The organism is Bizionia saleffrena (assembly GCF_008086175.1).
GTDB lineage: Bacteria > Bacteroidota > Bacteroidia > Flavobacteriales > Flavobacteriaceae > Bizionia > Bizionia saleffrena.
The window spans coordinates 241070-252564 of record NZ_VSKM01000004.1; the positions used below are offsets into that span (position 1 = coordinate 241070).

The 11495-nt window shown below is 33.6% G+C and carries 11 protein-coding genes; 10 read left to right on the forward strand and 1 reads right to left on the reverse strand.

Annotated features, from left to right (window positions below; translation table 11 throughout):
- Positions 1–18 precede the first annotated feature (18 nt).
- From ES676_RS05355 to ES676_RS05370, 4 genes are all read left to right on the forward strand, one after another.
- Positions 19–684: an ABC transporter ATP-binding protein gene (locus tag ES676_RS05355; protein ID WP_148369102.1), complete on the forward strand. Its 666-nt coding sequence runs from the start codon at positions 19–21 to the stop codon at positions 682–684.
- A 2-nt stretch (positions 685–686) separates the two neighbouring features.
- Positions 687–1238 (forward strand): CPBP family glutamic-type intramembrane protease, encoded by a 552-nt coding sequence (locus ES676_RS05360; protein ID WP_148369104.1) that lies wholly within the window; start codon positions 687–689, stop codon positions 1236–1238.
- Positions 1239–1315: 77 nt separating this feature from the next.
- The gene (locus ES676_RS05365) at positions 1316–2080 is read left to right on the forward strand and encodes a TIGR02757 family protein (RefSeq protein ID WP_148369106.1); all 765 of its coding nucleotides are present in this window, start codon (positions 1316–1318) and stop codon (positions 2078–2080) included.
- 95 nt (positions 2081–2175) lie between these two features.
- Positions 2176–3372, forward strand: coding sequence for a sensor histidine kinase (locus tag ES676_RS05370; protein WP_148369108.1), 1197 nt, complete (start codon positions 2176–2178; stop codon positions 3370–3372).
- A gap of 76 nt (positions 3373–3448) precedes the next feature.
- On the opposite strand, the gene ES676_RS05375 is transcribed toward ES676_RS05370, so the two are convergent.
- Positions 3449–5350: a M61 family metallopeptidase gene (locus tag ES676_RS05375; RefSeq protein ID WP_148369110.1), complete on the reverse strand. Its 1902-nt coding sequence runs from the start codon at positions 5348–5350 to the stop codon at positions 3449–3451.
- A gap of 109 nt (positions 5351–5459) precedes the next feature.
- Between ES676_RS05375 and ES676_RS05380 the strand changes: the two genes are divergently transcribed.
- The 6 genes from ES676_RS05380 to ES676_RS05405 all read left to right on the forward strand — a co-directional run bounded on the left by ES676_RS05380 (position 5460) and on the right by ES676_RS05405 (position 11488).
- The gene (locus ES676_RS05380) at positions 5460–6467 is read left to right on the forward strand and encodes a glycosyltransferase family 2 protein (protein ID WP_148369112.1); all 1008 of its coding nucleotides are present in this window, start codon (positions 5460–5462) and stop codon (positions 6465–6467) included.
- Between the two features lie 52 nt (positions 6468–6519).
- A complete protein-coding gene (locus ES676_RS05385; RefSeq protein WP_148369114.1) occupies positions 6520–8448 on the forward strand; it encodes a vWA domain-containing protein in 1929 nt (642 codons plus the stop codon).
- Positions 8445–9695 carry a dihydroorotase gene (locus tag ES676_RS05390; protein ID WP_148369116.1) on the forward strand — a complete coding sequence of 417 codons (1251 nt, stop codon included), beginning with the start codon at positions 8445–8447 and terminating at the stop codon, positions 9693–9695. The genes ES676_RS05385 and ES676_RS05390 overlap by 4 nt, the downstream gene beginning before the upstream one ends.
- 3 nt (positions 9696–9698) lie before the next feature.
- A complete protein-coding gene (locus tag ES676_RS05395; protein ID WP_148369118.1) occupies positions 9699–10031 on the forward strand; it encodes a DUF4870 domain-containing protein in 333 nt (110 codons plus the stop codon).
- 1 nt (position 10032) lies between these two features.
- Positions 10033–10689 (forward strand): alpha/beta hydrolase, encoded by a 657-nt coding sequence (locus ES676_RS05400; protein WP_148369119.1) that lies wholly within the window; start codon positions 10033–10035, stop codon positions 10687–10689.
- Between the two features lie 88 nt (positions 10690–10777).
- Positions 10778–11488, forward strand: coding sequence for a hypothetical protein (locus ES676_RS05405; RefSeq protein WP_170234428.1), 711 nt, complete (start codon positions 10778–10780; stop codon positions 11486–11488).
- The last annotated feature ends 7 nt before the right edge of the window (positions 11489–11495 follow it).

Genomic DNA, 11495 nt, shown 5'->3' on the forward strand with positions numbered 1-11495 from the left:
AGGCTTTAAATTTTATCTATGATTAAAGCAGAAAATATCCATAAATACTACGACGACCTTCACGTTTTAAAAGGCGTTAACATACATGTTAAAAAAGGCGAAGTAGTTTCGATTGTTGGCGCTTCGGGAGCAGGAAAAACAACGCTACTTCAAATTTTAGGCACTTTAGATCATATTTCTAAAAAAGACACGGGTTCTTTACTTATTAACGGTACGTCGATTCCTGATTTATCCGAAAAAAATCTCGCTAAATTTAGAAATCAACATATTGGTTTTATCTTTCAATTTCATCAATTATTGCCAGAATTTACAGCCTTAGAAAACGTTTGTATTCCTGCATTTATAAAAAAAACACCAAAAGCCGACGCTATAAAAAAAGCCCAAGAGCTGTTAGACTTCTTAGGTTTATCGCATCGATACGACCATAAACCCAACGAATTATCTGGAGGAGAACAACAGCGGGTTGCCGTTGCACGCGCTTTGGTTAACAATCCAGAACTTATTTTTGCCGATGAACCTTCGGGGAATTTAGACAGCGAAAGTGCCGAAAATTTACACAATTTATTTTTTAAATTGAGAGATGAATACGGACAAACCTTTGTCATTGTTACACACAATGAAGATTTAGCCAATCTTGCCGACAGAAAATTAACAATGGTGGACGGTAAGATTATGGACCAGTAAATATGACGATACTTTTAAAAACAATTACTAGCTATTTAAAAAATCCAACATGTAATGCCTTAGAACTCTCTATCACTGAGAAATTAAAACTCGTATTAAAAACGTTAGTTTTAGCTTTTGCCATTTCATTTTTTCTATCTATTTTAATTAGTATTCTAGAAAATTTTAGCGTTTTCAGCATGGACCAGCACGCCACCACCGAACTTTTTAAAGACTACTCTCCACCAGTTATTTTATTGTTGGTTGCCATTGTTGCGCCTGTTTTAGAAGAGCTGCTCTTTCGTGCTCCCATTACCTTATTTTGTAAAAATAAAACTTTTTTTAAAACGGCCTTTTATGCGTTTACTTTACTGTTTGGATTTATACATATTTTTAATTACGACCTCACGCTTAAGATCTTAATCTTCTCTCCTATTTTAGTAGCTCCACAACTTGTTTTGGGAGTTTTACTCGGGTTTTTACGCGTAAAAATAGGCTTAGTTTACGCTATGGTTTTACACGCATTATTTAATGCCTCTTTAATAATACCAAGTTTATTATTTTTAGAGTCTTAAAAAGGATTTTACAGTTAAAAGTCAGCAATTCATCTTTTATAGCGAATAACAAGTGGCTATTCTAAACACTAACAAAAATGACTACAGCAGAACTCAAAGAATTTTTAGATACCAAAGTGGAGTTATACAATAATCCTAGTTTTATTGCTTCGGATCCTATTCAGATTCCGCACCAGTTTTCTATAAAAGAAGATATTGAAATTGCTGGTTTTTTAAGCGCTACCATAGCTTGGGGAAATCGAAAAAGTATTATCAATAACGCTAACAAGATGATGGAATTATTGGAGCATTCGCCCTATGATTTTGTTATAAATCACGAAGAAACCGATTTAATAAAACTTGAGAACTTTGTACATAGAACGTTTAACGGATACGATTTCGCCACGTTTATACAAGGGTTACAACATATTTATAAAAACCACAACGGGTTAGAAGCTGTATTTTCTAAACACGCTAATACGGAAGGTTTACAAGCTTCCATTCACCATTTTAAATCCGCTTTTTTCGAAATAGAACATTTACAGCGCACCCAGAAACATATTAGTGATCCTTTTAAGAATTCGGCCGCAAAACGCATAAATATGTTTTTACGCTGGATGGTAAGAGACGATAATACGGGCGTTGATTTTGGCCTTTGGAAACACATTTCGCCTAGTAAATTATCGTGTCCTTTAGATGTGCATTCTGGTAATGTAGCACGTAAATTGGGGTTATTAAAGCGAAAACAAAACGATGGAAAAGCGGTAAAGGAATTAGATGACGCCTTATATCAATTGGATCCAAACGATCCGGTTAAATACGATTATGCGTTATTTGGTTTGGGTGTTTTTGAGGGTTTTTAATAATTATAGACTTCGAAATACTGAATCTTTTATTTTTATATGATTATTATCTTAATTTTTTATATTTTTGTTTAACTTAATTTTAACATAATTCCGTGATAGCACCAAAAATACCCAGTAACGAGTCGGCAAGATTGGCTGCTGTTTACGAATATAAACTAATAGACACCCTACCAGAAAGCGATTTTGACAATATTACTTCTATAATAGCGGCAATATTTAATATTCCTATTTCGCTTATTACGTTACTGGATGTTGACAGAAATTTTCTAAAATCGCATTATGGTTTTCCTTTTAATGAAGCACCACGAGATTTATCATTTTGTGGCCACGCGATAATGTGTGAAGACGATATTTTTATTATTGAAGACTCAAGAAAAGACGAGCGTTTTCATGATAATCCCATTGTTAAAGAACATAACGCCATTTTTTATGCTGGAGTATCGTTAATAAATCCTGATGGTTTACCCTTAGGAACGTTATGCGTTTTCGATACGAAACCACGCAAACTTACCGCTTTACAAAAGCAGGTGCTAATTGCGATGGCCAAACAGGTAGTTAACTTATTCGAGCTTAGAAAACGTAATATTCAATTACGTGAAACAAAAGAAGAATTACACATTCAGAATGAAAATTTAAAGAATTTTGCTGGTCACGTCTCTCACGATATGAAAATGCCATTAGCAAATATGATTGTGACTACAGATATTTTAAGAAAGAAATACAATACTGTTTTAGACGCCAAAGGTATTGAATATTTAGATTATTTAAAACAATCTTCCTTTACGCTTAGCGACTATATTTCTGGGCTTCTTAATCATTATGAAAGTGATAAACTAGATAATGTAAGAGAAAGTTTCGATTTACATTTACTACTCGAAGAGATTGTCGATTTATTAAATATAAATATCGATTGCGAAATTAATTTTCCTGAGATAAACGAAGAGCTTTATTGCAATCGCGCGGCTTTAGAACAGATTTTTCTTAATCTTATAGGAAATAGTTTAAAGTATAATGATAAGGAAAAAGTTATTATTGATATCGCATGTAAAAAACGAAAAAGTCAATTAGAATTTAAGATTTCAGATAATGGAATAGGCATTCCTAAAGACAAGCAGAAAGAGATTTTTAACTTGTTTTCTACCGTTGGAAACTTGGATAGAAACGGAAATAAAGGACACGGTATTGGTTTGTCGACAGTTCAAAAACTAATCAATAATTTGGGCGGTAAAATTAAATTAGAATCAGAATTGGGTAAAGGCACCACGTTTTATTTTACGATTGCAATATAATTAAAACCTCCCTATTTTTGGATATAAAAAAAGCCAGATGATAAATTCATCTGGCTTTTTAAATATGCTATATATATTATCCTTTTAACCAAGCTTGACGTAAGTCTTTTTGAGCTTGAGTTGCCTTAGGCATTTCTTTTAAACTTTGTCCTAAAGTATACGATTGTGTTAAGGTCGTTTTTACAACCACTTCTGTACCGTTGCGATCTAATTTAACATCTATTGCCGTTCCTGGTTGCCATACAAAGGCTTTAGAAAATATATTTTGTGCAGTCGCTAAAGTTAATTCTTCACCGTCAATTGTTTTAATAACATCACCTGGTAACACACCATTTTCAGCCCAAAAACTGTTGTTTTTTACAGCTTCAGAGAAAGCAATTGTTCCTTTAGCCATATCTGGTTTAAAGATAAACGCACCATTATTTTGAATATAGTTTGTTTTTACTTTAGATTCAGCAACCTCTAATCCTACCTTTGCAAAAAGTGCAGGGTAATCTATTGGCGTTGTTCCTGAAACGTGTGTTGTTAAAAAGTCCCCTATCGATGGGTATGTCATTGCTGTAATTTCAGCAAATAAATTATCGTCTTCAAACGGTTTGTTTTTTCCGTATTTTAAAGATAATTCCTTCATTAAAGATAAAATTCCTCTATTACCATTACTTTCTTCACGCATTATGATATCTATAGACATTCCTATTAAGGCACCTTTTTGGTATACGTTAAGATATTGTGCTGCATACGGTTCATCTAAAACATTTTCACTCATTGCTGTAAAACTCATAGTATCATCCATTGCAGAAGCCGTTTGGATTTTACCCATTATTTTATCGTAAAACTCTTCTTCAGAGCCTAAACCTTGATCGACTTGAAATAACGTTGCAAAATATTCTGTTACCCCTTCATACATCCATAAATGCTTAGAAAAACTTGGTGAGTTGTAATCAAAATAATGAACATCTTCAGAGTGCACACTTAAAGGCGTTACAATATGGAAAAATTCGTGAGAAACAACATCAATCATACTTTCGTAAAGCGCTGCTTCTGGCATCGATTCTGGCATAACAACTACCGTAGATGTGTGGTGTTCTAAAGCACCGAAACCTTTTGGTGACGTTTCTGCACCATCAGAAAGGTATAAGTAAATATCGTAACGCGGTGTACTATTTACAGCTCCTAAGTACGCTTTTTGAGCTTGCATCATTTTTTGCATCACCTCCTTTAACTGACTTGCAGAATATTTTTTGTTTGGAGAATAGACACTCAATACGATTTTAATATCGCCCACCTGAAATTCTTCAACATCTAATTCCCCATAAAACATAGGATTATCAGTAATATCAAAATAACGAGGTGCAAAATAGGTTGATGTTGTAATGTTACCATCTTCACTCACTTTAGAACCCGTTTCCTGCAAAGCAGACGTGCGTAAAAATGAACTTGGTGCTGTAACTTCTAAATTATATTGCGCATTCTTTAAAGCATCGAAGTACCCAATAAACCCGTGTAAATTTAACACGTAGTTTGTTTCTTCAATGTTTGTTCCTGCTGGAGAAAAAGGCTGTTCTCCTCCAATACCGCCAACACTTTCCACATCGAAAGTATCGTTAACATAGTATTCAATTTTGTCTAATTGGGATGCATTTGTAATGGTCCAAGTATTAGTATCCAATTTATTAGAGGGCAACACATTCCCATTATAATCTAAGGCTTTGAAATCGTCTATATATTTTCCGAAATCACTAACAGAGTACGTCCCTTGTACCACTCTTGGTAATCTATAGGTTACCGTTTCTGCTGTAAAACGCCCCGGGTTAATACTTACAGGCACCTTGTCGTTTTCTACTTTTGTAAGGTCTAGAGCCGTTTCAATGGGGTTTGTTACCGCCAAATCGTTTCCGGTTGCCTTAGCTGTTTTTGCTGTGTTACAACCAACTAATAGCATACTAATGGCTACTGTGGTCAATACAATTTTCTTCATTGTTTTTTATTTAAGTTGATGTCTTAACGCGGTAAGACGCTCAAAAATAAATTATGTTACACGCTTATTACTTAACATTTTGTTAAAAATTGTTTCCTTAAATTCGCTTATGCAAAACTCATTAGTCAGTATCCTCATTCCGTTTAAAAACACGGAACACTACTTAACCGAATGTTTAGCGTCTCTTTTAAACCAAACCTATACGCATTGGGAACTTATAATTGTCGACGACCATTCTACAGATAATAGCTACAACTTGGTAAAAAGCGTTGCAGATGCTGATTCTAGAATTACACTTTTAAAAAATGAAGGCTTCGGAATTATTTCGGCGTTACAATTAGCTTTTTCTTATTCTGAGGGAAAACTCATCACCCGAATGGATAGCGACGATATTATGCATACTTCTAAAATTGAAACATTAGCTAAAAATCTTATAACACACGGAAGATACCACGTAGCGACGGGCTTAGTCCATTATTTTTCTGAAGAAGGCATTAGCGATGGCTACCGCAATTATGAAAACTGGTTAAACAAATTAACAATAACAGGAAACAATTATTCTAAAATCTATAAAGAGTGCGTTATCCCTTCCCCGTGTTGGATGGTTTACAAAAAAGATTTAGAAGCCGTAAATGCCTTTAATACCTCACGTTACCCTGAAGATTACGATTTAACATTTCGGTTTTATGACGCGGGATATAAAGTAATTCCTTGCGAAAACGTGCTACATTATTGGCGCGATTACACCACACGAGCCTCAAGAACCAATCCCCATTACGCACAAAATAGTTTTATAGACCTAAAACTACATTATTTTTTGAAATTAAATAAGGATATCTCCCGACCGCTAGTGGTTTGGGGAGCAGGAAAAAAAGGAAAAACAATTGCCAAACGACTTATTACTTTAAACATACCTTTTTACTGGGTGTGTAACAACCCTAAAAAAATTGGTAAACATATTTACAATCAAGAAATGAAAGCAGTCGGGAGTATTGCGACTTTAGAGCATCCACAATGTATTGTAAGTGTTGCAAATCCTGAAGCGCAATCTCAAATTAAAAACTATTTCGAAAGTAACGATAAACAATCTATGCAAGATTATTTTTTCTTTTGCTAAAGGCCGTCTAAATTACAATTCATTTTCTATATTTGTTTAATCCCAATTAGCCATGCAGTTTAAAAACCCAGAACTCCTTTACGCCCTATTCTTACTGCTAATCCCTATTATTGTTCATTTATTTCAGTTACGTAAATTTAGAAAAGAAGCATTTACTAATGTCGCCTTTTTAAAAAAAGTACAGCTACAAACGCGTAAAAGTTCACAAATTAAAAAATGGCTGATTTTATTGACACGAATGGGGTTACTCGCTGTAATTATCATCGCTTTTGCGCAACCGTTTACGTCACAAAACAATACCAGTAATGCACAGAGAGAAACCGTTGTTTTTCTAGACAATTCCTTTAGTATGCAAATTAAAGGGGATCAAGGCGAACTCTTAAAACGTGCAGCTCAAGACCTAATCTCCTCTTTCCCCGAAAACGAGACCTTATCTTTAATAACAAACGACGACACGTTTAGGACGACCACAATAAAAAGTATTACCAACGCCATTCTAACTATAGATTATGCGACAACGCAACTGGATTATGACGCTGCCTTTCTAAAAAGCGGAAAACACTTCTCTAACGGTAATAACACCATTAAAAACTTAGTGTTTATTAGCGATTTTCAGAATAAAGGGAAACCGTTATCGCTACCTAGAGACAGTACCTTTTCGACACATTTAGTGCAATTAAAACCTGTTAATATTAATAATACTGTTCTCGATTCGCTAGCCATAACTAAGCAAACTGCAACCTATTTAGAACTGACAGTATTCTTAAAAAATAATGGTGAATCGGTTACTAATTTACCCGTCTCGCTATTTAATAATGATAAGTTATTAGCAAAATCTACCGTTAGTTTTAAAGATAAAGTCACGACTGTTTTCACGATTCCAAATAACACTGTTATCAACGGAAAAGTAACCATTAGCGCTACCAATTTACAATTTGATAATAGTCTGTTTTTTAATATAAATTCGCCACAAACCATTAACGTTTTAAGTATAAATGAAGCTGATGATTCTTTCTTAAAACGGATCTATACTAATGCTGAATTTAACTACACTTCTTCCACTATAAACGATTTAAATTACAGTTTTATTTCCAATCAAAATCTTATTGTTTTAAACGAACTATCGCGAATACCAAGCGCCTTAAATACCGCGTTGAAATCGTTTACAAATAATGGCGGTAATTTAATTATTATACCCAATAAAGATATTGATTTACAAAACTATAACTCGTTTTTATTAAACAATAACTTAAATACATTTAGCGATCCCATTTCCTCAGAAAAACGGCTCACAACCATTAACTATTCTCATCCTATTTATAATAATGGTGTCTTTGAAAAGGAAATAAGTAATTTTCAATACCCAAAAGTAAATTCCTATTACAACCAGTCGTTAAACGCGGCTTCAAAAGTGCTTCAATTTGAAGATGGTTCTCCCTTTTTATCAGAGCAAAATAATCGTTATATCTTTACAGCAGCGCTCAATACAAAAAATACAACATTTCAGTCTATCAATTTAATTGTTCCGACATTTTATAACATTGCGAAACGCAGTTTGAAACTCCCTAATTTGTACTACACTATTGGCCAAGAAAACACGTTTGATGTGAACACAACTTTACAGCAAGACCGCATTTTAAGTTTAGCGAATGCAGAAGACAACATTATTCCACAACAGCATTATTTTAATAATAAAGTTTCTATTACCACCAACGAAACACCCGAGCGTTCTGGTATTTACAACATAAAAAATAAAGCAGAAATACTTAATAACGTGAGCTATAATTATAGTCGAGACGAGAGCCTTTTAAACTATCACAATTTAAGGGGTTTAGATGGCGTATCGATTTCAAATGATATTTCTTCTGTTTTTAATACTATAAAAAATGATTACAAAATAAATGCACTATGGAAATGGTTTGTTATTTTTGCAATCATACTTTTAATTATCGAAATGCTTATCTTAAAATATTTTAAATGAATTTACTTATAAAATCGGCCTTTATAATTGACACAAAAAGTGATTTTCATAACAGCTCACAAGATATTTTAATCGAAAAAGGCTCCATTTCAAAAATTGGCCAACAGCTGGACAACCCAAACAACTATAAAGAAATTGCTTTAGACAATTTACATATTTCTCAAGGGTGGTTTGATAGTAGTGTTTGTTTTGGAGAACCAGGATTCGAAGATCGTGAAACCATTGAAAACGGATTAAAAACGGCTGCAAAATCGGGGTTTACTGCGGTGGCAATGCAAGCAAATACCTATCCGGTAATCGATTCTAATTCAGCTATCTTTTTTGTTAATTCTAAAGCTCAAGATAGCGCTGTCACCTTACTACCTATTGGCGCATTAACCAAGAATAGTGAAAGTGTTGATTTGGCCGAGCTTTACGATATGAGAACTGCTGGAGCCGTAGCCTTTTCAGATTACAAATTGCCAATTAGCAATCCTAATCTTTTAAAAATAGCCTTACAATACGCTAGTAATTTTAATGGTTTAGTCTGTTCCTTTCCGCAAGAAAAACGCATTTCGGGAAACGGTGTAATGAACGAGAATGTAATGAGTACCTCTTTAGGTTTAAAAGGAAATCCTAATTTGGCCGAGGCCTTACAAGTAACGAGAGATTTATATATTTTAGAATACACCAACGGAAAATTACACATCCCGACCATTTCTACTGCCGAATCGGTAGACTTAATACGTCAGGCTAAGAAAAAGAAAATGGATGTAACGTGTAGTGTAGCGATACATAATTTATTGTTTTCAGATAATCATTTAAAAGAGTTTGAGACGGCTTACAAAGTGAATCCGCCATTGCGTACACAACAAGATATCGATGCCTTAATAGAAGGAATTAAAGACGGCACTATAGATATGGTTACTAGCGACCACAACCCCATTACCATAGAAGATAAAAAAGTAGAATTCGATCACGCGGCGTATGGTACAATTGGTTTAGAAAGTGCGTTTGGTGCGCTTCAAACGTTGTTTACTACTAAAAAAACTATAGCGTTATTAACAAAAGGAAAAACGCGTTTTAGTCTTGAAAACAGTAGTATTAACGAGGGTGAAATAGCGAATTTCACGTTATTTAATCCCGATACAAAATACACATTTAGTTTAGAGCATATCGTTTCGAAATCTAAAAATAGTATGTTTTTAAACACCAATTTAAAAGGTTCGGTGTACGGCATTATTTCAAATAAAAAAATCAGTTTATAAGTTATGGACACAGATACCATCGAACAAGGTAAAACAATGGCGATTATTAGTTATTTAACGATAATAGGCTCAATTATAGCGCTTGTTTTAAATAACGACAAAAAAAATGAATTTGCGGCGTTTCACATCCGTCAAGGCTTAGGCTTATGCGTAACGTACCTTCTTTTAGGATATTTTGTTGGGCAATTTGATAGCTGGATGATTTCTACTGCTTTCTGGGTAGGATTTGGGATTCTATTTTTTTATGGCGTTATTATGGCGGCTTCAGGAAAAATGCAAGAAGTACCACTAATAGGCGCTTTTTATCAAAAACTCTTTTCAAATCTTGGCAAATAATATGGCAAATTTATCTTTACACCACGTTGTACGCGAATCTTCATTACAAGAAAACGCACCTCTATTAATTTTACTTCACGGTTACGGCAGCGACGAAAACGATTTGTTTTCTTTTGCTTCAGAATTACCAGAAGAACTTCTCATTATTTCTGCGCGAGCTCCCTACCCTATGGAACCTTACGGAAATGCTTGGTATGCTATTAATTTTGATGCCGATAAAGGAAAATGGAGCGATAATGAGCAAGCAATTTTGTCTCGCGATTTAATAGCTAAATTTATAGACGAAGTAACCGAAGCGTATCCTGTAAATAAAAATAATGTCTCTTTATTAGGGTTTAGCCAAGGCACGATTTTAAGTTATGCCGTAGCGTTAACTTACCCTGAAAAAATTAAAAATGTAATGGCGTTAAGTGGTTATATTAACGAGGATTTATTCACGGCAAAAGATAAAAAAGCGTACTCGCATTTAGATATTTATAGTTCGCACGGAAGTGTAGACCAAGTTATCCCTGTGGATTGGGCTAGACAAAACCCTGTATTTTTAAAAGGTTTGAATATTAAGCATACTTACAATGAATTCCCTGTAGGACACGGTGTTGCGCCACAAAACTTCTACGAATTAAAAGAGTGGTTAAAAAAACGATTGGTAGTGAAATAGTAATTTAATTACACCTTATACTTGAGTTACTCTTATTATTTCTATATATTACGTTATATATAAAAATATTATGGTGCTAAAAACTCTTTTGCTGACACTCATTTCTTTTCTGAGTGTCCTTTTTATGTTTTCTCAAGAAGTAACTACAAATAGAGAAAATATTGTATTATTCGATAATATAGTTGGACTAGAAAACACGAGTCTATTTAATGGTAAACGGTATTACAATACTTACAAAACCATACCTAGTAACACTAATTTCTTCAAGTTTACGGACTATACCAAAGGCAATGTAACTTATAACAATCAGCCGTTTTACGAAGTAGATTTAAAATACGATGTAACCACAGACCAGTTAATAACAAAGTTAACCGGTGATAAAAGTTATATCAATATTGAATTAGTGAAAGATAAAGTGACGGATTTTCAAATTGATAAACATCATTTTATAAATAGTAAATCACTTCTGAAAGATGTCGTATCAGATTTAGGTTTTCTAGAGATAGCGTACTCTTCTGAACATTATAAATTTCTTATAAAAAGAGATAAGAAAGTATCGAAAAAATTAGACAATAAAAAATATGTTTTCGTTTTTAAAACCGACGATGTATTTTATCTCTTTTATAATGACGAGTTACACCCGATAAGCTCTTATAGAACAGTCCATAAAATTCTCCCCAATCGCAAAAAAGACATAAAATCTTTTTATAAGTTCAATAAAAAATTATTTAAAAAGGATGAAGAGCAATTCTTTATTAGTCTTTTTAAAAATTTAGAATTTAAAACTCTTAATAAGTAAGTATTAA

Excerpts from the sequence above, each read along its gene's own strand:
- ES676_RS05355 (WP_148369102.1), top strand. The coding sequence starts at position 19 with ATGATTAAAGCAGAAAATATCCATAAATACTACGACGACCTTCACGTT.
- ES676_RS05360 (WP_148369104.1), top strand. The coding sequence starts at position 687 with ATGACGATACTTTTAAAAACAATTACTAGCTATTTAAAAAATCCAACA.
- ES676_RS05365 (WP_148369106.1), top strand. The coding sequence starts at position 1,316 with ATGACTACAGCAGAACTCAAAGAATTTTTAGATACCAAAGTGGAGTTA.
- ES676_RS05375 (WP_148369110.1), bottom strand. The coding sequence starts at position 5,350 with ATGAAGAAAATTGTATTGACCACAGTAGCCATTAGTATGCTATTAGTT.
- ES676_RS05380 (WP_148369112.1), top strand. The coding sequence starts at position 5,460 with ATGCAAAACTCATTAGTCAGTATCCTCATTCCGTTTAAAAACACGGAA.
- ES676_RS05385 (WP_148369114.1), top strand. The coding sequence starts at position 6,520 with ATGCAGTTTAAAAACCCAGAACTCCTTTACGCCCTATTCTTACTGCTA.
- ES676_RS05390 (WP_148369116.1), top strand. The coding sequence starts at position 8,445 with ATGAATTTACTTATAAAATCGGCCTTTATAATTGACACAAAAAGTGAT.
- ES676_RS05395 (WP_148369118.1), top strand. The coding sequence starts at position 9,699 with ATGGACACAGATACCATCGAACAAGGTAAAACAATGGCGATTATTAGT.
- ES676_RS05400 (WP_148369119.1), top strand. The coding sequence starts at position 10,033 with ATGGCAAATTTATCTTTACACCACGTTGTACGCGAATCTTCATTACAA.